The sequence below is a fragment of the Nocardia sp. NPDC057440 genome (genome assembly GCF_042802915.1).
GTDB lineage: Bacteria > Actinomycetota > Actinomycetes > Mycobacteriales > Mycobacteriaceae > Nocardia.
This window is the reverse complement of record NZ_JBHVDF010000014.1, coordinates 1-24,925: the sequence shown is the minus strand read 5'-3', so window position 1 is coordinate 24,925 and position 24,925 is coordinate 1. Positions and strand designations below refer to the sequence as shown.

At 67.6% G+C, this 24,925-nt stretch carries 24 protein-coding genes; 12 read left to right on the top strand and 12 right to left on the bottom strand.

Translation table 11 applies throughout. The features are described 5' to 3' along the window. Positions 1 to 3: 3 nt before the first annotated feature. Positions 4 to 621, bottom strand: coding sequence for a hypothetical protein (locus tag ACFU4Z_RS26030; RefSeq protein ID WP_379067435.1), 618 nt, complete (start codon positions 619 to 621; stop codon positions 4 to 6). Between the two features lie 26 nt (positions 622 to 647). On the opposite strand from ACFU4Z_RS26030, the gene ACFU4Z_RS26025 reads away from it, so the two are divergent. Beyond that, positions 648 to 824, top strand: coding sequence for a DUF1737 domain-containing protein (locus ACFU4Z_RS26025; RefSeq protein WP_364902552.1), 177 nt, complete (start codon positions 648 to 650; stop codon positions 822 to 824). A gap of 504 nt (positions 825 to 1,328) precedes the next feature. Continuing rightward, positions 1,329 to 2,750, top strand: coding sequence for a short-chain fatty acyl-CoA regulator family protein (locus ACFU4Z_RS26020; RefSeq protein WP_379067432.1), 1,422 nt, complete (start codon positions 1,329 to 1,331; stop codon positions 2,748 to 2,750). Positions 2,751 to 2,836: 86 nt separating this feature from the next. Here ACFU4Z_RS26020 and recG read toward each other — a convergent pair whose 3' ends face one another. Both recG and ACFU4Z_RS26010 read right to left on the bottom strand, forming a co-directional pair. After that, entirely contained in the window at positions 2,837 to 5,134 is a 2,298-nt protein-coding gene (gene recG / locus ACFU4Z_RS26015) for an ATP-dependent DNA helicase RecG (protein ID WP_379067430.1), read from the bottom strand. A gap of 4 nt (positions 5,135 to 5,138) precedes the next feature. Next, positions 5,139 to 6,953 carry a DAK2 domain-containing protein gene (locus tag ACFU4Z_RS26010; RefSeq protein WP_379067833.1) on the bottom strand — a complete coding sequence of 605 codons (1,815 nt, stop codon included), beginning with the start codon at positions 6,951 to 6,953 and terminating at the stop codon, positions 5,139 to 5,141. Between the two features lie 351 nt (positions 6,954 to 7,304). Here ACFU4Z_RS26010 and rpmB point away from each other — a divergent pair, with 351 nt between their 5' ends. The 3 genes from rpmB (at position 7,305) to ACFU4Z_RS25995 (ending at position 8,870) form a co-directional block, all read left to right on the top strand. After that, positions 7,305 to 7,496 (top strand): 50S ribosomal protein L28, encoded by a 192-nt coding sequence (gene rpmB / locus ACFU4Z_RS26005; RefSeq protein ID WP_039799620.1) that lies wholly within the window; start codon positions 7,305 to 7,307, stop codon positions 7,494 to 7,496. A gap of 91 nt (positions 7,497 to 7,587) precedes the next feature. Further along, complete coding sequence (locus ACFU4Z_RS26000; protein WP_379067428.1) at positions 7,588 to 8,094, top strand: GNAT family N-acetyltransferase; 507 nt, start codon at positions 7,588 to 7,590, stop codon at positions 8,092 to 8,094. Beyond that, the gene (locus ACFU4Z_RS25995) at positions 8,091 to 8,870 is read left to right on the top strand and encodes an enoyl-CoA hydratase/isomerase family protein (protein WP_379067426.1); all 780 of its coding nucleotides are present in this window, start codon (positions 8,091 to 8,093) and stop codon (positions 8,868 to 8,870) included. The genes ACFU4Z_RS26000 and ACFU4Z_RS25995 overlap by 4 nt, the downstream gene beginning before the upstream one ends. 12 nt (positions 8,871 to 8,882) lie before the next feature. Here ACFU4Z_RS25995 and ACFU4Z_RS25990 read toward each other — a convergent pair whose 3' ends face one another. Genes ACFU4Z_RS25990 through thiL form a run of 4 tightly spaced genes read right to left on the bottom strand, consistent with a single transcriptional unit; the run spans position 8,883 to position 11,921 of the window. Then, the gene (locus ACFU4Z_RS25990; protein WP_379067424.1) at positions 8,883 to 9,746 is read right to left on the bottom strand and encodes an alpha/beta fold hydrolase; all 864 of its coding nucleotides are present in this window, start codon (positions 9,744 to 9,746) and stop codon (positions 8,883 to 8,885) included. Between the two features lie 57 nt (positions 9,747 to 9,803). Beyond that, positions 9,804 to 10,064 carry a hypothetical protein gene (locus ACFU4Z_RS25985; protein WP_379067422.1) on the bottom strand — a complete coding sequence of 87 codons (261 nt, stop codon included), beginning with the start codon at positions 10,062 to 10,064 and terminating at the stop codon, positions 9,804 to 9,806. 37 nt (positions 10,065 to 10,101) lie between these two features. Beyond that, complete coding sequence (locus ACFU4Z_RS25980; RefSeq protein ID WP_328404241.1) at positions 10,102 to 10,785, bottom strand: uracil-DNA glycosylase; 684 nt, start codon at positions 10,783 to 10,785, stop codon at positions 10,102 to 10,104. Between the two features lie 11 nt (positions 10,786 to 10,796). Next, positions 10,797 to 11,921 (bottom strand): thiamine-phosphate kinase, encoded by a 1,125-nt coding sequence (gene thiL / locus ACFU4Z_RS25975; RefSeq protein ID WP_379067831.1) that lies wholly within the window; start codon positions 11,919 to 11,921, stop codon positions 10,797 to 10,799. 493 nt (positions 11,922 to 12,414) lie between these two features. On the opposite strand from thiL, the gene ACFU4Z_RS25970 reads away from it, so the two are divergent. Beyond that, positions 12,415 to 13,035, top strand: a complete 621-nt coding sequence (locus ACFU4Z_RS25970; protein WP_379067828.1) for a DUF3515 domain-containing protein — start codon at positions 12,415 to 12,417, stop codon at positions 13,033 to 13,035. Between the two features lie 151 nt (positions 13,036 to 13,186). Here ACFU4Z_RS25970 and ACFU4Z_RS25965 read toward each other — a convergent pair whose 3' ends face one another. After that, a complete protein-coding gene (locus ACFU4Z_RS25965; RefSeq protein ID WP_379067419.1) occupies positions 13,187 to 14,287 on the bottom strand; it encodes a D-alanine--D-alanine ligase family protein in 1,101 nt (366 codons plus the stop codon). Between the two features lie 77 nt (positions 14,288 to 14,364). Then, on the bottom strand, positions 14,365 to 15,375 hold the full coding sequence (locus tag ACFU4Z_RS25960) for an NAD(P)H-dependent glycerol-3-phosphate dehydrogenase (protein WP_379067417.1): 1,011 nt from the start codon (positions 15,373 to 15,375) through the stop codon (positions 14,365 to 14,367). A gap of 31 nt (positions 15,376 to 15,406) precedes the next feature. On the opposite strand from ACFU4Z_RS25960, the gene cofC reads away from it, so the two are divergent. The 3 genes from cofC to ACFU4Z_RS25945 all read left to right on the top strand — a co-directional run bounded on the left by cofC (position 15,407) and on the right by ACFU4Z_RS25945 (position 19,393). Next, positions 15,407 to 16,105 carry a 2-phospho-L-lactate guanylyltransferase gene (gene cofC, locus ACFU4Z_RS25955; RefSeq protein ID WP_379067414.1) on the top strand — a complete coding sequence of 233 codons (699 nt, stop codon included), beginning with the start codon at positions 15,407 to 15,409 and terminating at the stop codon, positions 16,103 to 16,105. A 160-nt stretch (positions 16,106 to 16,265) separates the two neighbouring features. Next, positions 16,266 to 18,428 (top strand): RNA degradosome polyphosphate kinase, encoded by a 2,163-nt coding sequence (locus ACFU4Z_RS25950; protein WP_379067412.1) that lies wholly within the window; start codon positions 16,266 to 16,268, stop codon positions 18,426 to 18,428. Between the two features lie 20 nt (positions 18,429 to 18,448). Further along, positions 18,449 to 19,393, top strand: coding sequence for an NUDIX domain-containing protein (locus ACFU4Z_RS25945; protein WP_379067826.1), 945 nt, complete (start codon positions 18,449 to 18,451; stop codon positions 19,391 to 19,393). Between the two features lie 74 nt (positions 19,394 to 19,467). On the opposite strand, the gene ACFU4Z_RS25940 is transcribed toward ACFU4Z_RS25945, so the two are convergent. From ACFU4Z_RS25940 to leuC, 3 genes are all read right to left on the bottom strand, one after another. After that, on the bottom strand, positions 19,468 to 20,130 hold the full coding sequence (locus ACFU4Z_RS25940) for an HU family DNA-binding protein (protein ID WP_379067410.1): 663 nt from the start codon (positions 20,128 to 20,130) through the stop codon (positions 19,468 to 19,470). A gap of 156 nt (positions 20,131 to 20,286) precedes the next feature. Then, entirely contained in the window at positions 20,287 to 20,895 is a 609-nt protein-coding gene (leuD, locus tag ACFU4Z_RS25935) for a 3-isopropylmalate dehydratase small subunit (RefSeq protein WP_379067408.1), read from the bottom strand. A gap of 106 nt (positions 20,896 to 21,001) precedes the next feature. Continuing rightward, positions 21,002 to 22,426, bottom strand: a complete 1,425-nt coding sequence (leuC, locus tag ACFU4Z_RS25930) for a 3-isopropylmalate dehydratase large subunit (protein WP_379067406.1) — start codon at positions 22,424 to 22,426, stop codon at positions 21,002 to 21,004. A gap of 167 nt (positions 22,427 to 22,593) precedes the next feature. Between leuC and ACFU4Z_RS25925 the strand changes: the two genes are divergently transcribed. From ACFU4Z_RS25925 to ACFU4Z_RS25915, 3 genes are all read left to right on the top strand, one after another. After that, on the top strand, positions 22,594 to 23,295 hold the full coding sequence (locus ACFU4Z_RS25925; protein ID WP_379067404.1) for an IclR family transcriptional regulator: 702 nt from the start codon (positions 22,594 to 22,596) through the stop codon (positions 23,293 to 23,295). A gap of 33 nt (positions 23,296 to 23,328) precedes the next feature. Beyond that, entirely contained in the window at positions 23,329 to 23,829 is a 501-nt protein-coding gene (locus ACFU4Z_RS25920) for a pyridoxamine 5'-phosphate oxidase family protein (RefSeq protein ID WP_379067401.1), read from the top strand. Positions 23,830 to 24,002: 173 nt separating this feature from the next. Next, entirely contained in the window at positions 24,003 to 24,188 is a 186-nt protein-coding gene (locus ACFU4Z_RS25915) for a DUF5302 domain-containing protein (RefSeq protein WP_379067399.1), read from the top strand. The last annotated feature ends 737 nt before the right edge of the window (positions 24,189 to 24,925 follow it).

The window sequence follows — 24,925 nt, the reverse complement described above, 5'->3', positions numbered from 1 at the left end:
GGCTCACTCACTTTCTCGCGCCGACGCGGCCGTGCCGCATCGCTCGGTTCGATCTCTCCGATTACACCAAACGCTTGCTTGGTTCGGATGCGGTTCGGGGAGATCGCCCGGGGAACGCCTACCAGTGCACCCCACTTCCGACGAGCAACTTCCGCTGCGGCACACCGGTGTACTGCGACGGCGGTCGAATAGAGCGTTGGCGGCCGACTGCCCGGCAATGCGTTCCAGCATGGCCGCGTTGTAGCCGAGGTCCTCCAGCGCCCCGGCCGAGAGCAATTCCGATGTGCCGAACTCGGTCATATCGGCAAGTAGCGGGACATTCACCACCGCACGAAATTTCGCGAATTCGGCGATATCAGCCAGCGCCTCGGTGAGGATCAGATCGGGCCCGGCATCCGCATATGCTCTGGTGTTCGACGGCCACGTCGAGGCCCTTGATGCCGCGGCCGACGTCACCGCGCCCGACACATAGCCGCCTTCGACGCCGATCTCCTGGATCAGCTCGGCCACCAACGGGTTGAAAGCGCCGGGCCACGGCTGAATACGGCCGGACCCGAGACTCGCGCGCAGGGCGACACGCTTCTGTCCCGCGTTGGGCGCTGCGGCAATCGGCCCGCTCATCGCGCACACCGCTTTAAGCTGGCGGTATGACCGACGATCAACCCCTGCGCTACCGACTGATCACCGGCGTCGACGACGCGGCATTCTGTGAGCGGGTCAGCGACCTACTCGATCAGGGCTATCGGTTGCAGGGTCCCCCCGCCGTCACCTACAACGGCGAGAATGTGATCGCCGCGCAGGCGCTGGTCTGGGGACCGTATTGATGGTGCTGTCGACGCGGCAGCGGTGATCATGGACATCAGAAGATCCCTCGCCGGTCGCAGGCGCACGGTCGAGCACAAGCATCGGAGACGGTGAACGTCAACTGATCCCATTCGCCGCCCCCCGGTTCCGCGGTCCGCTGTACGACGGCGAGGAAGCGATCCCGCTCGCTCGCAATCAGCACGCCCTCGGCCGTCGTCCGGCACTCGGCGACGTATTGCTCGCGGGCGAACGGCCGCGTACCTAACGGGATGCGCATCGGCGACGGCGAGTTCGTCGACGATGGTCTCGCCACTCTTCAGGGTCACCGCAGGTGTTCCGAGCGCGGAAAGTCCACGGCGGCGCTGCGTGCGCGTACAGTGTGCTTCGTGCATCCTCCGGTGCAGCGCGCTTCGCACGCTACGCAGGATCGATTCGATGCAAAACACCTCGCAACAGCAGAATTTCGCCGACGAGATTTGCACATTTTGCGATGTTTGCGAATTCCGGCCGCTACCATCTTGCACGTGCGCAAGATGTACGCGGGCGCCCGACTACGGCGGTTGCGCGAAGAACGACGAATGACCCAGGCGGCCCTGGCGAAGTCGCTTGATCTATCGCCCAGCTACCTCAACCAACTCGAGCGTGACCAGCGACCACTCACCATCCCGGTACTACTGAAACTCAACTCCACCTTCGACCTCGACGTGCAGTTCTTCGCGGCCGATTCGGACGCGCGGCTGGTCTCCGACCTGCACGAAGTGCTGGTCGATGCCGCGGGCGGCGACAGCGCGCCGCTGACCGAGGTGGAGGAACTGGCGACCCGGCTACCCGAGGTGGCCAGGATCGTTGTTTCGATGCACCGGCGCCTGCGCGCCGCGACCGACCAGCTCGACCTGCTCTCGGCGCGGGTGGCCGCCCCGACCGGCACGCCGGGCACCCCCATGGCCTATGAGGACGTGCGCGACTTCTTCTACGACCACCACAATCACATTCCGCAACTCGATCACGCTGCCGAACAGCTCTTCGAGGAATGTGGCATGACCATCGGATCGCTCGATCGGCAACTCGCCAGAGTGGCCGAAGAGCGCGCGGGCGTCACGGTTCTCGTGCGCGGCGACGGCGCCGACCCGTCGATCCCGAAGCGGCACTACGACCCGGAAAGCCGCACACTGACGCTGGCTCGACGGCTGCGACCCGGCCAGCGTGCCTTCCAGATCGCCACTACCCTCGGGTTCTTGCTCTTCGGGAAAGAGCTGGACGCGGTGCTGGCCGAAACCCCCGCGCTCACCGGCGAATCCCGCGCGCTCGCGCGCATCGGCCTCGCCAACTACTTCGCCGGCGCATTGGTGCTGCCCTACGGCCGGTTCCTGCGCTCCGCCGAGGAGCTGCACTACGACATCGACCTGCTCAGCCTACGGTTCGAAGTCGGTTTCGAAACGATCTGCCACCGGCTGAGCACCCTGCAGCGCCAGGGTCAGCGCGGCGTGCCGTTCTTCCTTGTCCGCACCGACCGCGCGGGCAATATCTCGAAACGTCAATCCGCCACCGCATTCCACTTCTCCAGAGTCGGCGGCAGCTGTCCGCTGTGGGTGGCGCACGAGGCGTTCGCCAGCCCGGGGCGCGTCTTGACGCAGATCTCCGCGATGCCCGACGGTCGCCGCTACCTGTGGATCGCCCGCACCACCACAACCGCGCCACACGGATTCGGCACATCCACGAAGAACTTCGCGATCGGGCTCGGATGCGATATCGAATACGCCGACCGCCTGGTGTATTCCACCGGTCTCGACCTCGACGACCCCGCCGCCGCGGTACCGATCGGTGCGGGCTGCAAGGTCTGTGAACGCCCCTCTTGTCCCCAGCGGGCCTTCCCCAATATCGGCAGCCCCCTCGCAGTCACCGAACACACCAGCACAGACCTCCCGTATCCCCGTTCGGCGCGCTGAGGGCCGGTCGCGCCGCGCACCGTCCGGCCGAAACCGTTTCGGAGTGGTGAGCTTTCAGGGAGATCGGTGTGCTCGGAGTGGGCCGATCAGGATTTGGCGAGGTATTCGATGCGCTCGCCGTCGACCGCGGCGTGCATCATGCCTGCCAGGCCAGGGTGCTTTGCCAGGCCGGGATCGGCCGCCACCACTTTCCTGGCCAAATCCTGTGCGGCGGTAATGACTTCGAGGTCGTCGAGCAGCGAGAGCAGCCGCAAGGAGCGAGCGGTGCCGGATTGCGCAGCGCCGAGGACGTCACCTTCGCGGCGTTGGCGTAGGTCGAGGACGGCGAGCTCGAAGCCGTCGGTGGTGGCCGACACCGCATTCAGCCGGGCCATGGCGGTGCCGCCGGGGTTGGCGTCGGTGACGAGCAGGCAGAGACCGGCATGTTGGCCGCGGCCGATACGACCGCGCAGCTGGTGCAGCTGGCTGACGCCGAATCGGTCCGCATCGAGAATCACCATCACGGTGGCGTTCGGGACGTCGACGCCGACCTCGACGACGGTGGTGCAGACGAGGACGTCGATGTCGCCGTCGTTGAAAGCACGCATCACCTGGTCTTTTTCATCCGACGGCAGCCTGCCGTGCAGCAAGCCGACTCGGACGCCCGAGAGCGGGCCGGTGCGCAGCGTGTCGAACACGTCGACGGCGGCCTGCGTCGTCGGGCCTTCCTTCTCGGGTCCGGGCTCGCCGCCGTCGCCAGATTTCGACCGGCCGTTTCGGGACTTGCCCGCGCGGGCGGCGTCCTCGTCGTCACCGATCCGGGAACAGACGACGTAGGCCTGCCGACCGGCCGCCACCTCTTCGAGGATTCGTTCCCAGGCCCGATCGACCCAGCTCGGATGCTGCTTGCGCGGCACCACCTTCGAGATGATCGGCGAACGTCCCCTCGGCAGTTGGGTGAGGGTGGAGGTCTCCAGATCACCGAGTGTGGTCATGGCGATGGTGCGTGGAATCGGCGTCGCGGTCATCACCAGAAGGTGCGGGCTGGAGCCGGCTTTCGCCTTGGCGCGCAGCGCATCCCGCTGCTCGACGCCGAATCGGTGCTGTTCGTCGACCACCACCATGCCGAGATCGAAGAACTCCACCGCGTCCTGGATCAACGCATGGGTGCCGATCACGATGCCTGCCTCGCCGGTGACCGCGTCGAGCAGCGCGGCCTTCTTCGTACCCGCCGACATCGAACCGGTGACGAGCACGACCTTGGTGGCCTGCTCGGCCGCGCCGAGCTCGCCCGCGGTGCCGAGGTCGCCGAGCATCGCGCGCAACGACCGATAGTGTTGAGCGGCTAGCACTTCCGTCGGCGCGAGCAGCGCGCACTGCTGGCCTGCGTCGACCACCTGCAGCATCGCGTGCAGCGCGACGATCGTCTTGCCCGAGCCCACCTCGCCCTGCAGCAAACGGTGCATGGGATGGGTACGCGAGAGGTCAGCGGAGATCTCCGAGATCACCTGCCGCTGCCCTTCGGTCAGTTCGAAAGGCAGGCGGGTGTCGAAGACCGCCGCGATGCCGTCGGACCGCGGTGGGCACGGCCGCGCCGCGCGACCCTCCACCTCGTGCCGCCGTTCGGCGAGCACCAGCTGCAATGCCAGCGCCTCGTCGAAACGCAAACGCTCCCTTGCCTGCTCGATGTCGGTCTTGCTCTCGGGCAGATGGATCAGCCGCAACGCTTCGGACACCTTCAGCAACCCGCGATCCGCGCGCAGGTCGGTCGGCAGCGGATCGTCGATCGGGTCCAGCTGATCGAGCACCTGCCGCACACAGGCGAGCAGATCCCAGCTCTGCACCTTCGCGGTCGCCGGATACACCGGGATGTACTCCCGTTCGAAGAAGGAGACATCCACGCCCCCAGCGCCTTTCGCGCTCTGCGCCAGCCCGCGCAGCGCGCCGCCACCGCGCACCGAGGTCAGGTTCTCGACCGAGCCGTCTTCCTTTTCAGGCAGGATCAGATAATCGGGATGCGAAAGGTTCCACCGGTCCGGCCGCCACCAGTGCACGGTGCCCGACATCATCGCCCGGACTCCTTCGCGGACAAGATAACTCACCTTGTCGCCATTGAAGAAGGTGATCTCGATCGGACGCACCGAGCCGGTGTCGAGGACGACCTTGAGCAGCCTGCCCCTGCGGTTCTTCATCGGCCGCAGTTCGGTTTTGGTCACCCGGCCGATGACGGTGATATGCGCGCCCTCCTCGGGCTCTTCCTGTGTGAGGGGCTGGCCCTGGGTCGCATAGCGCAGCGGGTAGTGCCGCAGCAGGTCCTCGACCGTGTGCATGTCGAACGCGTCGGCCAGCGGCTCAGCCGCCTTCACGCCGAGCAGGTGGTCGAGCCGATCGCTCAATGTCGCCATGGATCTATTCCACCCCTATCTGCACCAGATCTCCTTGCTGCCCACCGGAATACACGGTGACCTCGATACCGGGGAAGCCCTCGACGATGTGCGCGGCCAGTTCGTCCGCGAGCCCGGCGGGCGCCGACCGGCCCATCAACAGGGTGACCAGGTCACCGCCGAAACTCAGCATCCGGTCGAGCAGGGTCAGTCCCGCGGTCCGCACATCCCGATCGATCACCACCACGTCGTGGCCGACCAACCCGAGCCCGTCATCGGATTCACAGGTGCCGACCATCGTGAGCGCGCGGCCGGTCGCTGCGCGCAGCGAACCCCACCGGGTGGCCGCCGCCGCTTCGGACATCGCGAAGGCGTCGTCGACCGCGATCCGGCCACGATCGTGCACGGCCAGCGCCGCCAGTCCCTGCACCATGGATCCGCTCGGCAGCAACAGCACGTCACGATGCGTGTCACGGGCCGCGACGCCGACGGCGACCAATTCGTGTGCGGGCAGCGCGCCATTGGGCAGTACCAGCACCTCACGGTTGGGCAGCCGCCGGATCGCGGCGAGCAGCGCGGCGCTGGTGACCGGGCCGTCACCGCCGAGCACCACCGCGCCCGCGGCCTCGAACAGCGCGGCGGCTCCCGCTCCCGCCGCGACGGCGAGCACCCCCCGGTCCGCAGGCTCACCGCGCGCGACCAGGCCGCCGCGCACGTCGATCGCGGCGTACCGAGCGCCATCGCCGCGAACGACTGCGCCGTCCCTGGCGACTCCACGGTGTCCAGCGATCTCGGCGGCGAGTCCAGCGTGGGCCGCCGGTGCGACGCCGTCGACGCCCGCGGCAGTGTCGGCATGCGTATGACCGACCTGCGCGGTGATCGCGAAGCTTTCGATCCTGATGGCGCTCAAGGTGCCCGCGGCCAGGCCCGCCTCGACCGCCGCGCCGGCATCCGCGCAGTGCACATGTGCCGACCACGAGCCGCCGCCGTCACCGACCACGACGACGGAGTCCCCCAACTCGGCCAGCGCCGCACGCAAGCGGACGACCTGCCGCTCGTCGGTCTCGGTGAGCACATACATCACTTCGAAATGCGGCCCTGGCTCCGCGACGCCTGGCACGTCCACTCCGGATACGCCGCCGATTTCGCCGCGGACGTAATCCGGCCTGGCAGGCGTCTCCCCCAGCGTGACCGAGACCAAACTGTCGAGCAGGACCACAAGTCCGCGTGCGCCGGCATCGACCACCCCTGCCTCGCGCAGCACCCCGAGCTGCGAGGGCGTGGCACCGAGCGCCTCGGCGGCCCCATCGGCCGCCGCCACCGCCACCTCGGCAAGAGCGGGATCCGAGCAGGCCGCGGCACAACCGGCCGCGCAATCCAGAACCGTGAGAATCGTGCCCTCGACCGGGACACTGAGTCCCTCGCGCACCAGGGCGGAGGCCCGCGCCAAAGCCTCGCGCAGCGTGCGCCCGGTGAGGGGTCCACCGTGCACCGCTTCGGCGATGCCGCGCAGCACCTGCGAGAGGATGATTCCGGAATTGCCGCGGGCCCCGAGTGTCGCCCCACGCGCCATCGCGGCGGCTACATCGTGGGCGGATACCGCACTCCCGGGCGCGCGATAGGAATGCGCGGAAACCACCGCCGCATCGGCGGCCTGCACTGCCGCGCGCATGGTTGCCAGCATGTTGGTGCCGGTGTCGGAATCGGCGATAGGAAAGACATTGAGCGCGTTGATCTCCTCGCGGCGCCGCTCCAGGCCCTCGAGGCAGACCCGGCCCCAGCGCAGCAGCGCTGTGCCGTCCAGAGCACTCGGGCGGACGAAGGTCCGGCCATCGCTCATCGTGTCCCGCACTCCGGGCACCTTCACCTCTCTCCACCTCGTCGACACCGCGATCGGCCACCACACTCGGTGACCCGCGCACCACCCGCACGCCAGGTTAGCGGGCGATACCGACAGCGGATTCGGGACACCGAATCACTACGCTGGGCAGCGCCCGTAGGTGGTTGCCGTGCGTGCTCCGGCCGCCCGGTTTGGCGGATCGGGGGCCCGGCAGCTAATCTTGCAGGGTTGCCTCGCGTGGCCGTCGCCGGTTTGCGCTGGCCGACATCAGTCGGCAAGGCATTTGACATTGTTTCCGGACATGCTGCCGCAATGCAGCGGTCCCCACATGACATGAAGGAGTTCGCGACTATGGCTGCCGTCTGCGACGTCTGCGCCAAGGGCCCCGGCTTCGGGAAGTCGGTCTCGCACTCGCACCGGCGTACCAACCGTCGCTGGAACCCGAACATCCAGACCGTTCGCGCCCAGGTTGCGCCGGGTAACACCCGTCGCATGAACGTGTGCACCTCCTGCCTGAAGGCGGGCAAGGTCGCCCGCGGCTGATTCAGCCGCACCATACCGACACACGCCCCGGCACCCTTTGGGTGATCCGGGGCGTGGTCATCGATGGGGCCGGTCGGCGACCATAGTGACCATGACCTCGTGGCAGATCGTCCCGCTCGCCGCCGAACACACCCGCGGCCTGGCCGAGTGCCACATCGCCTGCTGGCGCGAGGCCTATCAGCACCTCGTACCCGCCCACGTGCTCGCCGCCTTCGACGTCGAACGGCGGGCGGCACAGTGGGAACGCAATCGGATCGCATACCCGGGACATACCCACGTCGCGCTCGCCGACGACGAGGTGATCGGCTTCGTCAGCGCGGGCCCGACCCGCGACCGGCCCCCGGTGCCGGCGACCGAATTGAATGCGCTGTACGTCCGGTCCCCGTGGTACGGCACCGGCGTCGCGCACGAGCTGATTCGCACGGTTCTCGACTCGCAGACACCGTGCTCGCTGTGGGTGTTCGAGGAGAACCCGCGCGCGCAGAGCTTCTACCGCAAGCACGGCTTCGAACTCGACGGCACGCGCCGGGTCGAAGCGTTCATGCCCTCGTTCGAGGTTCGGATGGTGCGCTTTCCGCACGATAGTGTGCAGTCATGACCTCCTCCACCGAGACCGAGTACGTCACCGCCGTCGACGGCGTGCTGCAGATCACCATCGCCACCTCCGCCAACGGCACCTCCATGGATTTCGCGGGCATCACCGCGGGCACGGCGGCCTTGCGGACCCTCGGTTCGGATGTCGGCGCGGTGCTGTTGACCGGAACCGGTGCGAATTTCTGTGCGGGCGGCAATGTGCGCGGCTTCGCGGCGGCCGAGGATCGCGCCGCGCATATCCACGGTCTCGCAACGGATCTGCACGATTTCGTCCGCGCGCTCGACGAGACGGTAGTGCCGGTAGTCGCCGGGGTCCAGGGCTGGGCAGCCGGCGCCGGGATGAGCCTGGTCTGCCTCGCCGACATCGCGCTCGGCGGCCCGAGCACCAAACTTCGGCCCGCCTACCCCGGTATCGGACTGAGCCCGGACGGCGGCATGTCGTGGACGCTGCCGCGCATCGTCGGCGCGGGGCGGGCTCGCGAAATCCTGCTCACCGACGCGGTTCTCGACGCCGAAGCAGCCGTGCGCCTGGGCATCCTCAGTCGCCTGGTTGCCGACGACGACGTGCGCGCCGCGGCGCTGAACCTGGCCCGCAGCCTCTCCAGCGGACCACGATCGACCTACGCGAGCATCAAATCGCTTCTGGCGCAATCATCTTCGTCGACGCTGAGCGAGCAGCTCGACTACGAACGCGATGCCATCGCCGCGGCCGCCAACGGCCCCGCCGGGCGGGAAGGCGTCGACGCCTTCGTCGAGAAGCGCAAGCCCAACTACGGGTGACGCCGGACCCGGCTACGGCCTGGACGCCAAGACGAATTTCGCGACGGCGTCGGTGAAGGCATCGTTGTCGTCACCGGCGGCCGTGTGCGCCGCGCCGCCGATCTCGACCAGCTCGGCGTGTGGCACCAATTCCTGAAAGGTGGCCGCACCCTCGGCACTGACGACATCGGACTGCATGCCGCGCACCAGCAGGACCGGGATGGTCAGCGCGCGGGCGGCGGTTTCCATCTGTTCGGTCATGTCCGTCACATCCTCGACGCGGTTCTTCAGCATGTCCGGATCCCAGTGCCAGTACCAGCGGCCCTCACGCTCACGCAGATTCCGGAGCAGCCCGTCGGAATTCTTGGGCCGCGGACGGTGCGGCATGTACTCGGCGACCGCGTCGGATGCCTGCTCGACGGTGTCGAAACCGCCACGATGCTTGCCGAGGAAGTCGATCACCCGCGCGACCCCGTCATGCTCGGGGCGGGTGACGATATCGACGAGCACGAGCGCGCTGATCGCCGCGCCACCGGGGACCGCGGTCGTCAACAGTCCGGTGATCCCGCCCATGCTCGCACCCACGACGACGGCCGGGGCGCCCAACTGCTCCAGGACCGAAACCAGGTCGGCGACCATTGTTTCGCGCCGGTAGTCGCTGTCGGGCGCCCACTGGCTGTCGCCGTGGCCGCGCGCGTCCAGAGTGACGACGCGCATCCCGGCGGCGGCCAGCTTCGCGCCCGTCTGCTTCCACGAGTGCCTGGTCTGCCCGCCACCGTGGAGGAACAGGACGAGCGGGCCGTCGGCCGGACCGAACCGGTCGGCGGCCAGCTCGATTCCACCCGATCCGTGCAGCCGCAGCCGGACCGGATCGAGGAGATTGTTCGCATTACTCACGATCCGAGGATCGCACAGCTAATCCGAGGGATTAATCGAGCCCCAGTGAATGGGACCTCAGCAGTCCCACTTGCCCGACGCGCTCAGCGTGCGCTGAAGCATGCACACGACCGTGGCGTTCACCGAGGAGGAGATGGTGGAAGAGCCGGTAGAGGTCATTTCCTCGCCGACAGGCGCCACCGTGGTGTCCGCGGCCGCGGCAGGTTCGAGCGCCAACGGCGCCGCACTCGCCGCCGCGGTCCCGCCCGCCAAAGCCGCACAGAGGGCCAGGGTGGCGATGGTGCCGCGCAATGCGCCGCGAACAGTTCTGATCTGCATAGAAGAGCTCCTCACTTGTTTTTCGTCAGCGCCCGTATCAGGGCAGGCGCCAGTCCACCGGTTCGGCGCCCAGTTCGTCGAGCAGTTCGTTCACTCGGGAAAACGGGCGGGAACCGAAGAATCCGCGAGACGCGGACAGCGGAGAAGGATGCGCGGACTCGATGTAGGGCACCTCGGCCTCGGCCAACGTCGGCTTCAGCGTCGAGGCGTCCTTGCCCCACAGAATCGCGACCAGCGGCTCGTCGCGCGCGACCAGGGCGCGGATCGCCTGCTCGGTCACCGCCTCCCAGCCCTTGCCGCGATGGGAAGCGGGCTGGCCCGGCGACACCGTCAGCACTCGGTTCAACATCAGCACACCCTGATCCGACCAGGGGCTCAGGTCACCGCAGGACGGTGTCGGGTGACCGAGGTCCTTGGTGTACTCGGAGAAGATATTGGCCAGGCTGCGCGGCACCGGCGAAACATCCGGCGCGACAGAGAAACTCAGCCCCATCGCGTGCCCTGGCGTCGGGTAGGGGTCCTGGCCGACGACGAGCACCCGCACCGCGTCGAACGGACGCTGAAAGGCGCGCAGCACGTTCTCGCCCGCCGGTAGATAGCCACGCCCCGCAGCGTTCTCGGCGCGCAGGAATTCGCCCATGGCGGAGATCTGTTCCTCCACCGGTCCGAGAGCCTGCGCCCAACCCGGATCCATGATTTCGGTCAATGGTTTCGCGCCCATGACCGGACAACCTATCCGGTCGCGGCGTCGGATGCCGAGTCCGCCCCGGTGAACGATTCCCAGCCTCCCGCGCCCGGCCGCGGCGCACCATCGACGGTGACGCCATGACCTGCCAGCACTCGGCCGATCGGCACCCAGCCTGCGGGCAGAAACCGCTCCTGCGGCCAGGTGGCGACGAAGGCGTGATCCTCACCGCCGGTCAGAATCCATTGCGCCGCATCGGCATCCAGCTCTCGGGCGATCGCCTCTAGCGCGGCGTCGCGCAATGCGGCGGAGTGCAGATCAATGGCGACCCTGGACGCTTCGGCGATGTGTCCCAGATCGGCGAGCAATCCGTCCGACACATCAGTGAGCGCATTCGGCGCGGTCCTGGTGCGGTGCCCGGCGGATCCGATGACGCCGGATCCGAATACCGCCGCGCCACGGGACTGCGGCGGTGGGTGGTGCGACCCGAGCACGCCGTCCTCCGGTTGCGCAACATGGCCGCCCTGGCCCGCGTCGTGCCCACCGGCGGAGTCCGACAGCGCGTCCAGCACCGCTGCGTATGGCGGCTGCGGAACCCGGTGCGCCGCAAGCGCATCGGCAAAGTTCTCGCCGGCCGGATCGACCCCCGCGGTCAGCACGGCGAGGCCCGCCGCCGACCAGCCGAGGCGGCCCGCCACCGCGACCGTATCCCCCACGCGGGCACCGGCTCTGGTGATAGGTGCGCGACCGCGCAGGTCACCGAACGCGGTCACCGACAGCACCATCTCCGGGCTGTGGACCAGGTCGCCGCCCGCGATGGAACCACCGGCTCTGGCCGCCTCGGCCCACATCCCGTCGGTCAACCGGTCGATCACCTCGACCGGGGTGTCGGCCGGGCAGCCGAGCGCAACCACGAATGCGGTCGGCACCGCGCCCATCGCGACCACATCGGCGGCGTTCTGGGCGATCGCCTTGCGGCCGATGTCGTGCGGACTCGACCAGTCGAGCCGGAAATGCCGACCCTGCACCAGCATGTCGGTGGTTACCACGAACCGGCCGTCCGGCGCCGCGACCAGCGCGGCATCGTCGCCTGGTCCGAGCAGCACCGCGCGCGTCTGCACCCGGCCCGCGTTGATCCGCTCGATCAGCGCAAACTCCCCCAGCTCACGCACCGTCTTCGGCCCCGTGCTCTCGCTGATGACCGGTCCCTTCCCGACATGCTGCTGGCTGGAATCGCCACGACGGTACTCTTTCCAGGGCAATCGAGTACTACTGGGCCGGTGCGTAGCACCCGCGGCGGACATTCCCGCGGCACGCCGACCGGCGCGAACCGACTAGGAAGGACCGGTGAGCATGGCGGCGGATTCGTCGAAGCCCGATTCGTCGGAGACCAATTCGCCGCAGGCCGACTCACCGGAGACCGGACCATCGCAGGCCGACTCCCCGCAGACCGAACCTGCGCAAGCCGACGGCCCGCACACCGAAGCAGCGCAGACCGACTCCTCACAGGCCAATCCAGCGCGGGCCGACTCCGCGCAACCCGACCGGTCGCAGATCGAACCTGCGCAGCCCGATCCGTCCGAGTCCAACTCGCCAAGAGCCGACGCCTCGGCGAGCACACCGGAGCGGACCGCCGCCGACGTTGAGACCGACGCACCATCGAGCATCGAGGGCGACACCACAGCCAGCGGTAAGAGCGCCACCAGCGACGGTGGCCACAGCGACAGCGACAGCGAATCATCCTCCGCCGCTCGCCCCTACCCGCCCGCACTCATCGCCACCGCGGTCGCACTGCCAGTCGTGCTGATCGTCGCGATCCTGGTGGCCGCAATCCTGGCCCGCAACGCGCCGATCGAGCGCGAACCGCTGCTACTCGGTCCGGTCCCCGCACCCGCCGCGGACGGCGCCGCGTGCACCACATTGTTGCCCGTGCTGCCCGTCGAGCTGGGCGACTACACCAAGTCCCAACTGGTGGAGCCCGCACCGCCCGCCACCCGCGCCTGGCAGCGCAGCGACGGCGGCGACCCGATCGTGCTGCGCTGCGGCCTGGACCGCCCGCTCGAATTCAACCGCGCCTCGGCCCTGCAGATCGTGAACGGCGTCCAATGGTTCGAGGCCCGCGACCCAGCGAGCAAGGCAAGCACCTGGTTCGCCGTCGACCGCGCAACCTACATCGCTTTGACCATCCCCGATGGCTCGGGCCCGACCCCGCTGCAGGGAGTTTCGGACGCCATCACCGCCGATCTCCCGGCCCAGGCGATCGATCCGGGCCCACTGCCGAACTGAGTGCCGCCCCGATTGCCCGAGCCCCGCAGTTCTCGAGTCCGGTGGGTCCGACGACGCAACCCGGTCGGCATCCGCAGGCCCCGGTCAGTAGCCGCACACCCTGTGTGACGGGTGTCAGGTTGCGACAGCGGGTGTAGGGCGGGGTAGGCCGTTATCGCAGGCCGGTGCCTCGGGCCAGTGCGGTTTCGATCAGAGTGGAAACCAGCGAGGCGTAGTCGATTCCGGTTGCTTCCCACATTCGCGGGTACATGGAGATCGCGGTGAAGCCGGGCATGGTGTTGATTTCGTTGATCACGGGGCCGTCCGCGGTGACGAAGAAGTCGACGCGGGCCAGGCCCTGGCAGTCCAATGCGCGGAAAGCCTGGACCGCGAGTTGCCTGATGCTGTCGGAGACGTCGTCGTCGAGCTTGGCGGGGACGTCGAATTCGCAGACGTCGTCGAGGTATTTGGTGTCGAAGTCGTAGAAGTCGGGTGCGTCGGTGTCGGCGTCGGGCATCCGGATCTCGGCGACCACGCTCGCCTCGATCCGGCCGTCGGGGAATTCCAGTACGCCGCACTCGACTTCGCGGCCGACGATGCCTGCCTCCACGATCACCTTCGGGTCGTGCGTGCGTGCCGTCGCGATGGCGGCGTCCAGCTCACTCCAGTCGGTGACCTTCGTGATGCCGATCGAGGAGCCGCCGCGCGCGGGTTTGACGAACACCGGCAGCCCGAGGCGCGCCCGGTCCGCTTCACTGACCGTGGCAGTGCCGGGCCGCAGCACCGCCTGGATGCCGATCGGCAGGCCTTCGGCGGCGAGCAGTTTCTTGGTGAATTCCTTGTCCATACCCGCCGCGCTGGCCAGCACGCCGGGCCCGACGTAGGGGATACCGGTCAGCTCGAGCATGCCCTGCAGGGTGCCGTCTTCGCCGAACGGACCGTGCAGGATCGGGAACACCACGTCGACCGAACCCAATGCGGCGCTGGGATCGTCGAGCGCGACCAGTGCGCCGGACCGGCTCGGGTCAGCGGCCAAGGTCAGCGCGGTGCCGGTGCTGTCCACCGACGGCAGGGCGCTGCTGCCGCTGAACCCGAGGGCAGCGATATCGGAACTGCCGAGCACCCAGCTACCCTCGGCGGTAATGCCGATCGGCACCGCCTCGTACCGTTGCGGATCCAGGTTGCGCAGCACGCTGCCGGCCGACACACACGAGACGGCGTGCTCGTTACTGCGCCCGCCGAACACCACAGCCACCCTGATCCGGTTCGTCATGCACCGAACCGTACCCGTTACCACGGCCGCGCCCACCTTCTGCCCGGACGCCGCCGAGGTCAGCGCGGCGCTCGGAACTACTCCGGCTTGATCCGCCTGCCGAGCAGAGTACCCACCGCCGCGCTGACCGAAATGCCCTCGTGGCAGACCTGGTGCACGGCGTTCGTCAGCGGCATCTCGACGTCGTGCGCCACCGCCAGCGCACGAATGGATGTGCACGACTTCACACCCTCGGCGACCTGCCCATGTGTGGCTTCCTGCGCGGCCTCCATCGACCCGCCCGCGCCGAGCACATGCCCGAACGACCGGTTGCGTGACAGCGGCGAGGTGCACGTCGCGACCAAGTCACCGACACCGGCAAGCCCGGCGAGGGTGACCGGCTCGGCGCCGAGCGCGACCCCGAGCCTGATGATCTCGGCAAGCCCGCGGGTGATCAGGCTGGCGATCGAATTGTCGCCCAATCCCATTCCGGACGCGATACCGCAGGCGAGCGCGATCACGTTCTTGCATGCGCCGCCGATCTCACAGCCGATCACATCGGTGTTGGTGTACGGACGGAAGTACCCGGTCGCGCTGGCCTGTTGCAGCGCCATCGCGCGTGCGGCGTCGGTGCACGCGATCACGGTGGCCGCCGGCTGTCCCGCGGCGATCTCCTTGGCCAGGTTCGGACCCGACAGCACCGCGATCCGGCTCGCCTCGGCCCCGGTCACCGCACCGATCACCTGGCTCATCCGCAAGAGCGTGCCGGTTTCGATGCCCTTGGCCAGGCTCAGCAACGAGGCGTCGTGATCGGACACCGCTGTCCCGATCGCGTCGTTCCACTTCTCGAGATTTCCGCGCAGGGATTGGGACGGCACGGCGAGCACGATGATCTCCGCACCCGCGAGCGCGCGCACATGATCGTCGGTCGCCGCGACGGCGGGCAGTTGCACGCCGGGCAGATAGAACGGATTGCGATGATCGGTTGCCAACGCCTCGGCCACCTCCGGTCGCCTGGCCCAGATCGTGACCTCGGTTCCCGCCTCCGCCAACACCTTCGCGAACGCTGTCCCCCATGATCCCGCGCCCAGCACCGCCGCCCTCGTCATCTGCCCAATATGCCATGGAAGGATTGGACGCATGCGTCCGCACGCCGTGCACGCCGTGATCGCGGTGAAAAGCCTCGACCGGGCCAAGAGCCGCCTGTCCGATCGGCTGCGCCCGGAGCATCGGGCGCGGCTTGTGCTCGCCATGCTCGCCGACACCGTGACCGCTGCCGCTGCCGCGCCTCAGGTCGCCTCGGTCACGGTCGTCACCCCTGACCCCGCCGTCGCCGACCTGGCGCGAACCCTCGGCGCCATGGTGCATCCCGAGCCGCGCCGGGACGCGATCGATCCCGCCGATCCGGACGGCCTGAACACCGCGCTGACCGACGCCGCGAGCGCGCTGCGGCATCGGCATGGTCCGATCGATCTGCTGGCCCTGCAGGCGGACCTGCCCGCCTTACGCCCTGAGGAACTGTCGGACATGCTGGCGTCCGCGCCGCAGGGCGTGCGCTCGATCGTCGTCGACCACGCGGGAACCGGCACCGCGGCACTGTTGGTCCGCGCCGCCACCACCACACTCGACCCACGCTTCGGACCCGACTCCGCCCGCAGGCACATCGCCGCGGGCGCCGTCGATCTGAGCGGCGAATGGCCGGGGCTACGGCTGGACGTCGACACCGCCGACGATCTCGATCAGGCCATCGATCTCGGAGCCGGGGTCGCCACCCGGGCCGTCCTGTGCGACATCGGCTGGCCTGGTCACGTTCACGAGCCGGTTCGACACGTGTGCTAGATGGTCGCCACAACGGGGTGATGCTCATATCAATCACGGTGTCGGGCTGCACACGGTCGGTTTTGTAGGGGATGATCGTGTGCGTGAGTGAGCGAAGCGAGCGGACCATTTATGAGCGCGCATCGCGCATGTCAGAGCCGAGCGCCAGCGAGGCGCTGGCATGAGTGATACGGAAGTCGTCAAGCAGCAGCAGCTGCTTCCCACGCCGCCGCCCGCTGCGACACCTCCTTCCGAGGACTCGACGGCCGAGCGGTTGCCACGTGATCGCTACCTGAACCGCGAGCTGAGTTGGCTCGACTTCAACGCCAGGGTGCTCGCCCTTGCCGAAGACGAGTCGTTGCCTTTGCTGGAGCGGGCGAAATTCCTGGCGATCTTCGCCTCGAACCTCGACGAGTTCTATATGGTCCGCGTCGCAGGCCTCAAGCGCCGCGCCGAGACCGGGCTTTCGGTGCGCTCGGCGGACGGACGTTCGCCCACCGAGCAATTGGAGATGATCGCCGCGCGGGCCCAGGAGATCGCCGACCGGCACGCCCGTGCTTTCCTCGACTCCGTCCTGCCCTCCCTGACCGCCGAGGGCATCGCCATCATCGACTGGACCGACCTCGACGACGATGAGCGCCGTCGCCTCTCCGGCCACTTCCAAGAGCAGGTCTTCCCCGTGCTCACGCCGCTCGCGGTGGACCCGGCCCACCCGTTCCCCTACATCAGCGGGCTGAGCCTGAACCTCGCGGTGACGGTGCGGGATGCCGCCACCGGCGGCGAACACTTCGCCAGAGTGAAGGTGCCCGACAACGTCGATCGGTTCGTCCGGGTGCGGCGTAGCGATTCCGGCTCCCTCATCGCGGCATTCCTCCCGATGGAGGAGCTCATCGCGGCGCATCTGGATCTGCTGTTCCCCGGTATGACGGTGGTCGAGCACCACGCGTTCCGCATCACCCGCAACGCCGATTTCGAGGTCGACGAGGACCGCGACGAGGATCTGCTGCAGGCGTTGGAACGCGAGCTCGCGCGGCGGCGCTTCGGCTCGCCGGTGCGCCTCGAGGTCTCCGACGATATGACCGAGCACATGCTCGATCTGCTGTTGCGTGAGCTCGAGGTCGACGCCGGCGATGTCATCCAGGTGCCCGGCCTGCTCGATCTGTCGTGCCTGTGGCAGGTTTACGGCGTCGACCGGCCGAACCTCAAAGACGCGCCGTACGTGCCCGCCACCCCGCCCGCCTTCGGTGAGCGCGAGACCCCACGCAATGTGTTCGCGGCGCTGCGCGAGGGCGATGTGCTGGTGCACCACCCCTATGACTCGTTCTCCACCAGCGTGCAGCGCTTCATCGAGCAGGCCGCCGCCGACCCGCAGGTGCTCGCGATCAAGCAGACGTTGTACCGCACCTCTGGTGACTCCCCGATCGTGAATGCGCTCATCGACGCCGCGGAAGCGGGCAAGCAGGTCGTCGCGCTGGTCGAGATCAAGGCTCGCTTCGACGAGCAGGCCAACATCAAATGGGCGCGGGCGCTGGAGCAGGCCGGCGTGCACGTGGTGTACGGCCTGATCGGCCTCAAGACGCACTGCAAGACGTGTCTGGTGGTGCGGCGTGAGGGTTCGACCATCCGCCGCTATTGCCATATCGGCACCGGAAATTACAATCCGAAGACCGCACGCCTGTATGAGGACGTCGGATTGCTTACCGCCGCACCGGAAATCGGCGCCGATCTGACCGACCTGTTCAATTCGCTGACCGGATACTCGCGAAAGGCCAACTACCGCAACCTACTTGTTGCACCACAAGGAGTTCGGGCCGGAATCATCGAGCGGATCCAGCGCGAAACGGAGCTGGCGCAAGAAGGCATTCCGGCGCGAATTCGGTTGAAGGCCAATGCGATCGTCGACGAACAAGTCATCGATGCGCTCTACCGCGCGTCGCAGGCGGGTGTCCCCGTGCAGATCGTGGTGCGTGGCATCTGCGGGCTGCGACCCGGTGTTCCCGGGATGAGTGACAATATCGAGGTTCGCTCGATTCTCGGCCGTTTCCTCGAGCATTCGCGGATCATGCACTTCCAGGCCCAGGACCAATACTGGATCGGCAGCGCCGACATGATGCACCGCAACCTCGACCGTCGCGTCGAAGTGATGGCCCAGGTGAAGGATCCACGGCTCACCGAGCAGATGGGCGCGGTGTTCGACTCCGCGCTGCATCCGATGACGCGGTGCTGGGTGCTCCAGGCCGACGGCAGTTGGCATGCCAGGCCCCACCCAGCGGGCGAGAACGGCGAACAAGTAAGAGACCACCAAGACTTCCTGATGCGATTGCGGAGACCAGATCAGCCGTGAGTGATGCCACGGGATACGAGATGGACGGGGGACCGTTCTGGGATCCCCGCGTGACAGCCAACATTCACGCTGCGGGCGCGGTGCTGTGGCGAAGGTCGCCGGGGGGTTCCGGCGCCGTCGAGATCGCGGTCGTGCACCGCCCCAAGTACCAGGACTGGTCCCTGCCGAAGGGCAAACTCGACCCGGGTGAGACACCGGTCCTCGCCGCGGTGCGCGAGGTGTGGGAGGAGACCGGGCTCGACTGCCGACTCGGCCGCTACCTCGGGCACGTCACTTATCCCATTCCCGGACATCGCAAACTCAAGCGTGTCGACTATTGGTCGGCCGAGGTGTCGGGCGGTGCATTCGCCGCCAACTCCGAGGTCGACCTACTGAAGTGGTACTCGCTCGACCGCGTGATGGAACAACTGTCCTATCCTATGGATCGGCAGGTGCTGCGCGCGTTCGCCCGGCTACCGGCGGCCAGCAGCACGCTGCTGCTGGTGCGGCACGCGAAGGCAGGCAGCAGAGACCGGTTCGACGGCTCCGACGACCAGCGGCCGCTGGAGCGAGCCGGACAGGGCCAGGCCCAGTCGCTGGTGCCGAATCTGCTGGCGTTCGGCGCATCCGAGGTCTATTCGGCCCCACCGGTGCGCTGCGTTCAGACGGTGGCGCCGCTGGCGGAGAAACTCGGTGCGAAAATCGCCATCGAGCCGCTGTTCTCCGAATCCGGTTATGCCGCAGCGCCCGACGCCGCCCGCGAGCGCGCCCGCGAACTCGTTTCCGATCGCGCGGTGCGGGTGTTGTGCAGTCAGGGCAAGGTGATTCCCGATCTGCTGAATTGGTGGGCCGACCGAGACGGCATTACCCTGCCCTCCGCCCGCAATCGCAAGGGCAGCGCGTGGGTGCTGTCCTTCACGGCCGGACGTCTCGTCGCCGCAGACCATCTCGACCGCTCGCTGTCGGATGCCATCGTGAAGTCCTGACCCCCTCAGCACGGTCCTGACACACCGAAACGGCCCCGGGGTGACCCGGGGCCGTTTTCGATGCAGCCGTGGCGTCAGCGAGCCCGACGGGCCGGAGCCTTCTTCGCCGCAGACTTCTTGGCGGGCGCCTTCTTTGCGGCCGTGGTCTTCTTGGCCGCTGTCGTCTTCTTGGCGGCCGTCACCTTCTTGGCCGGAGCCTTCTTTGCCGGAGCCTTCTTGACGGCCGCGGCCTTGGCCGGAGCCTTCTTGGCGGTCGCCTTGACCGCGGTCTTGCGGGCGGTGGTCTTTGCCGGAGCCTTCTTGGCTGCCTTCTTCGCCGTGGTCTTGGCGGGCGCCTTGGTAGCGGTGGCCTTCTTGGCCGCCGTCTTCTTCGCCGCGGTCTTCTTGGCGGCCGCCTTCTTCGCCGCCACCGGCGCATTCGCGCCGCGCTTGACGGCGGGGCCGCTCGCGGTCAGCTTCTGCTTACCCGCAATGACGGCCTTGAACTGAGCACCTGGACGGAACGCTGGAACCGAAGTGGGCTTCACCTTGACGGTTTCGCCGGTGCGCGGGTTCCGCGCCACGCGAGCCGCACGCTTACGCTGTTCGAACACACCGAATCCAGTGATTGTGACGCTCTGACCTTTGTGCACCGCGCGCACGATGGTGTCGACCACGTGCTCGACTGCCGCGGTGGCCGTGCGCCTGTCCGTACCCAACTTTTCGGTCAGAACGTCGATCAGTTCCGCCTTGTTCATTGAATCCTCCGCAGACTAATGGCCCGTCGTCGGACCGACTAGGTACCACGGTAAACCCACAATGGGCAAGAGTCTATGTGCCACGCCAAAATTCATGTGGTTTAGCACACGTCCAGCTACCGCCCCTAGGGTTGTACAGCTATCTACGCAGGGTGATTACGCTTGCGAAATACGTGCCGGCAGGGTGGCGGGTTTCCAAGCTGGCCTTGCCTTTTCGAACTCGTCGATGGCGTCACTACGCCGCAGCGTGAGCCCGATGTCATCCAATCCTTCCAGCAGACGCCATCGTGTGTAGTCATCAATATCGAACGGCAACACGACGGTTCCGGCCGTCACCGTGCGCGCTTGGAGGTCTACAACCAATTCGAGGCCAGGCTGTTCCTCGATCAACTTCCAGAGCATTTCGACATCGTTCTGTGACATCTGCGCGGCAAGTACACCGCCCTTGCCCGCATTGCCGCGGAAGATGTCGGCGAAGCGGGATGAGATGACTACCCGAAAGCCGTAGTCCGACAGCGCCCATACGGCATGCTCACGCGAGGATCCGGTACCGAAATCCGGACCTGCCACCAGCACACTGCCCCGCGTGTAGGGCTCGGTGTTCAGAATGAAGTTCGGATCCGATCGCCATGCGGCGAACAGTCCATCCTCGAATCCGGTGCGGGTCACGCGCTTCAGATACACCGCGGGAATGATCTGATCGGTGTCGACATTGGATCGGCGCAACGGCACTCCGATCCCCTTGTGCACTGTGAAGGCTTCCATAACTGATTCTCCTGGGTCGGTAGGCGATTTGGGCGGGCGACGCGATTGATCCGCGTGCCTGCGGCGAGATTGATCCCCGCCGCGGCGGGAACTCTCCGGCAGCAGGTCAGTTCAGATCCGCCGGCGAGGAGAGGGTGCCCCTGACCGCTGTCGCGGCCGCTACGAGCGGGGAAACAAGGTGCGTACGGCCACCTTTGCCCTGCCTGCCCTCGAAGTTCCTGTTCGAGGTCGATGCGCAGCGCTGGCCCGGCTCCAGCTGATCGGGATTCATTCCCAAGCACATAGAGCAACCCGCTTGCCGCCATTCGGCGCCCGCCGCCGTGAAAATCTCGCCGAGTCCTTCTTTTTCCGCCTGAGCTCGAACCCGCATCGAGCCCGGTACAACCAACATTCGCACGCCATCGGCAACGCGGCGTCCCTTCAAAATCCCCGCCACCGCACGCAAATCCTCGATACGCCCGTTGGTGCACGATCCGACGAATACGGTGTCCACCGCGACGTCACGAAGCGGAGTACCCGGTGCCAAATCCATGTACCGCAGCGCTTTCTCCGCCGACTCACGCGCGGTCTCATCGGCAATCCGCGCCGGGTCGGGCACGGTGTCGCCCAGCGGCGCTCCCTGTCCCGGGTTGGTGCCCCAGGTGACGAACGGCGTCAGCGCGCTGGCGTCGATATGCACCTCGGCGTCGAAACCCGCGCCCTCGTCGGTCTTCAGCGCCTCCCAGGCGGCCACTGCGGCATCCCAATCGGCCCCCTGCGGCGCGTGTGGGCGACCTTTGAGGAATTCATAGGTTGTCTCGTCCGGCGCGATCATGCCCGCTCGTGCACCCGCTTCGATGGACATGTTGCAGATCGTCATTCGCGCCTCCATCGACATGGCGCGGATTGCCTCACCGCGGTACTCGAGCACATAGCCCTGACCGCCGCCGGTGCCGATCTCGGCGATAACCGCCAAAATCAGGTCCTTGCTCGTGACACCGTCTGGCAATCGGCCGTCCACCGTGATCGCCATCGTCTTGAACGGGCGCAGCGAGAGTGTCTGGGTGGCAAGGACATGTTCGACCTCGCTGGTGCCGATACCCATCGCCAGCGCGCCGAACGCGCCGTGGGTGGAGGTGTGGCTGTCGCCGCACACCACCGTCGTACCGGGCTGCGTCAGGCCGAGCTGCGGCCCGACCACGTGCACGATGCCCTGATCGAGATCGCCCATCGGGTGCAGCCGCACACCGAATTCCGCACAATTGCGCCGCAACGTTTCGACCTGGGTGCGCGAAATCGGGTCGGCGATCGGCCGATCGATATCAATGGTCGGGACGTTGTGGTCCTCGGTGGCGATGGTCAGGTCGGGGCGGCGGACCTGACGGCCCGCGGCGCGCAGCCCGTCGAAGGCCTGCGGACTGGTCACCTCGTGCACGAGATGCAAATCGATGTAGATCAGATCCGGCTCACGCGAGGCCCCTTCACCCTCGCCGCGAGCGACGACGTGCTGCTCCCACACCTTCTCGGCCAGCGTCAGTGCGCGGTCGGCCATTCTCGATCACCCTTTCCGACGAGCATCCGGTCCGCGCGATCTGGGCTGAGTGCGCGAGGGCCGGCTGCACAGGTTTGTGGATAACGGCGCCAGGGGGATGAAATGAGCCGTCCACGTCGATTCCTCAACATTGGCGATCTCAACATCCGAGACGCTAGTATCGTTCTATGAGACAGCATAGCGGTATCGGCGTCCTCGACAAAGCGGTGTCAGTGCTCTACGCCGTCGCGGAGCAACCCTGCGGTCTCCACGAGCTGTGCACCCGCACCGGCCTGCCGCGCGCCACCGCCCACCGGCTCGCCGTCGGCCTCGAAGTGCACCGCCTGCTCGCCCGCGACAACAACGGCCTGTGGCGGCCGGGACCGGCGCTCGCGGAGCTCGCCGCCGGCGCCACCGACCCGCTGAACGAGGCCGCGACGGTCATCCTGCCGCGGTTGCGCGAGATCACCGGCGAGAGCGTCCAGATCTATTGCCGCGATGGTCACGCACGGATCTGCGTGGCCGCCCTCGAGCCCAATGTCGGGCTGCGCGACACCGTTCCCATCGGCGCCCGACTGCCGCTCACCGCGGGATCCGCGGCCAAGGTACTGCTCGCCTGGGCCGACCCGGAGCTACAGCGCATGATCCTGGCCGACGCGGTCTTCGGCGAGCGCGCGCTCGCCGAAGTGCGCCGACGCGGCTGGGCGCAGAGCGCCGCCGAACGCGCGAGCGGAGTGGCAAGCGTCTCCGCGCCCGTGCGCGACGCGGGGGGCGCGGTGATCGCCGCGGTGTCGGTATCGGGCCCGATCGATCGCATGGGCAGGCGACCCGGCGCACGCTGGGCAGCAGACCTGGTCGCCGCGGCCGACGCATTACACAAGCGCCTGTAACACGTTCTAGTAGTCGGTCTCTACAGTTGCCCCATGGGAGCAAACCAACGGGCACAGATCGTCATGTCCGAGAGCGAGATCACCGACTTCTTGGAGCGCAGCAGGATCGCGACCCTGGCCACCATCGGCCTCGAGGGCACCCCGCACCTGACCGCCATGTGGTACGCGCTGATCGACGGTGAGATCTGGTTCGAGACCAAGGCGAAGTCGCAGAAAGCGGTCAACCTGCGCCGCGACCCACGGATCACCTGCATGGTCGAGGCGGGCCAGACCTACGACACCCTGCGCGGCGTCTCGATCGAAGGCCACGCCGAGATCATCGACGACGCCGACAAGCTGTACGCGGTCGGCGTCAGTGTGTGGGAGCGCTATACCGGGCCCTACAGCGAGGACGTCCGCCCCTTCGTCGAGCAGATGCTGCACAAGCGGGTGGCGGTGCGCCTGGTGCCTGATCGGCTGCGCAGCTGGGACCATCGCAAGCTCGGCCTGCCCGCACTGCCGCTGGGCGGCACCACCGCCAACGCGCTCGACTGATCCCCGCACGAGTGAGAGCCTGGCCACACGGCCGGAATAGACCGGCGCGGCGCGACCGAAATCCGCCTGACAGGGCGACGTAGGCGCGTTAGCGTCACATAGTTCGACACGAATCGGCCCCGCACGTGCGTCCGGAGGACGAGCGTCGCGGCCGCGACGACGAGGAGCAGGCGATGGCGGAAGCGGATAGTTCCAACGGCGGCAGTGCCGAAGAGGTGAAGCGCAAGTTCAAGGAGGCGCTGGATCGTAAGAACCAGCAGTCCGCCAAGGCGTCGGATCACCTGGACGGACGGTCCAAGGCCACGTCGGCGCACGGCAACGCCAGCCACAAGCGTGAGTTCCGGCGCAAGAGCGGCTAACCCCCGACCCGAGAAGGCCCTCCAGACACCCGACTGGAGGGCCTTACTTATGCCCTGAGCAGGACGACAGACCCCGAACAGGCGCGAATCGACTCATGGGAGGCAACCGGCGTCCTTGCGGCCGTTCGAGCAAGGGCCAGGCGCGCAGGGCAGGGTCCACAAGCCCAGCCGAGCCCGCGACAGGAGAGCGAAAGATCGGCCGAGGCGAGACCAGCCGCATGGCTAGAGCTGAGCGGGCGAAAGACCAGCAGCCAGCGCGAGCGCCGAGATCGGCCGAAGCCCGGCCCCTGCCACACAGCGACAGCCAAACATAGGGCCAACCCAAGCAGCCGAGCCCAGCAGCGCAGCCAACCCAGCGCAGCCCAGCAGGCTCAAGAACCAGCAGCCAGCGCGAGCGCCGAGATCGGCCAAAGCCGGCCCTGCCACACAGCGACAGCCAAACGGGGGCCAACGCAAGCAGGCCAGCGCAGCGCAGCAGCCCAGCCCACCCAGAAGCGCAGCTAGCGGGCAGGAACGCCAGCCGAAGCGGGCCACCCACACACAGCTACAGCCGCCGGAGCCAAGACCGGCAACCAGCCAAGTCGACGGCCAACAACAAGCGAAGCGAAGGTCGGAAACGGAACCATGCCCACACAGGCCCGGCCGGGCGCAGCCCGCCGGCCGGGGGTCCGGGGGCGCAGCCCTCCGGGCGGGGGTCCGGGGGCGCAGCCCTCCGGGCGGGGGTCCGGGGGCGCTGC

Excerpts from the sequence above, each read along its gene's own strand:
- ACFU4Z_RS25920 (WP_379067401.1), top strand. The coding sequence starts at position 23,329 with ATGGGAGCAAACCAACGGGCACAGATCGTCATGTCCGAGAGCGAGATC.
- ACFU4Z_RS25965 (WP_379067419.1), bottom strand. The coding sequence starts at position 14,287 with ATGACGAACCGGATCAGGGTGGCTGTGGTGTTCGGCGGGCGCAGTAAC.
- ACFU4Z_RS26010 (WP_379067833.1), bottom strand. The coding sequence starts at position 6,953 with ATGAGCGATGGCCGGACCTTCGTCCGCCCGAGTGCTCTGGACGGCACA.
- ACFU4Z_RS25915 (WP_379067399.1), top strand. The coding sequence starts at position 24,003 with ATGGCGGAAGCGGATAGTTCCAACGGCGGCAGTGCCGAAGAGGTGAAG.
- ACFU4Z_RS25960 (WP_379067417.1), bottom strand. The coding sequence starts at position 15,375 with ATGACGAGGGCGGCGGTGCTGGGCGCGGGATCATGGGGGACAGCGTTC.
- recG (WP_379067430.1), bottom strand. The coding sequence starts at position 5,134 with ATGGCGACATTGAGCGATCGGCTCGACCACCTGCTCGGCGTGAAGGCG.
- ACFU4Z_RS26030 (WP_379067435.1), bottom strand. The coding sequence starts at position 621 with ATGAGCGGGCCGATTGCCGCAGCGCCCAACGCGGGACAGAAGCGTGTC.
- leuC (WP_379067406.1), bottom strand. The coding sequence starts at position 22,426 with ATGGCCGACCGCGCACTGACGCTGGCCGAGAAGGTGTGGGAGCAGCAC.
- ACFU4Z_RS25985 (WP_379067422.1), bottom strand. The coding sequence starts at position 10,064 with ATGCAGATCAGAACTGTTCGCGGCGCATTGCGCGGCACCATCGCCACC.
- ACFU4Z_RS25950 (WP_379067412.1), top strand. The coding sequence starts at position 16,266 with ATGAGTGATACGGAAGTCGTCAAGCAGCAGCAGCTGCTTCCCACGCCG.
- ACFU4Z_RS25940 (WP_379067410.1), bottom strand. The coding sequence starts at position 20,130 with ATGAACAAGGCGGAACTGATCGACGTTCTGACCGAAAAGTTGGGTACG.
- leuD (WP_379067408.1), bottom strand. The coding sequence starts at position 20,895 with ATGGAAGCCTTCACAGTGCACAAGGGGATCGGAGTGCCGTTGCGCCGA.
- ACFU4Z_RS25980 (WP_328404241.1), bottom strand. The coding sequence starts at position 10,785 with ATGGGCGCGAAACCATTGACCGAAATCATGGATCCGGGTTGGGCGCAG.
- ACFU4Z_RS26000 (WP_379067428.1), top strand. The coding sequence starts at position 7,588 with ATGACCTCGTGGCAGATCGTCCCGCTCGCCGCCGAACACACCCGCGGC.
- cofC (WP_379067414.1), top strand. The coding sequence starts at position 15,407 with ATGCGTCCGCACGCCGTGCACGCCGTGATCGCGGTGAAAAGCCTCGAC.
- ACFU4Z_RS25945 (WP_379067826.1), top strand. The coding sequence starts at position 18,449 with ATGGACGGGGGACCGTTCTGGGATCCCCGCGTGACAGCCAACATTCAC.
- rpmB (WP_039799620.1), top strand. The coding sequence starts at position 7,305 with ATGGCTGCCGTCTGCGACGTCTGCGCCAAGGGCCCCGGCTTCGGGAAG.
- ACFU4Z_RS26025 (WP_364902552.1), top strand. The coding sequence starts at position 648 with ATGACCGACGATCAACCCCTGCGCTACCGACTGATCACCGGCGTCGAC.
- ACFU4Z_RS25995 (WP_379067426.1), top strand. The coding sequence starts at position 8,091 with ATGACCTCCTCCACCGAGACCGAGTACGTCACCGCCGTCGACGGCGTG.
- ACFU4Z_RS25925 (WP_379067404.1), top strand. The coding sequence starts at position 22,594 with ATGAGACAGCATAGCGGTATCGGCGTCCTCGACAAAGCGGTGTCAGTG.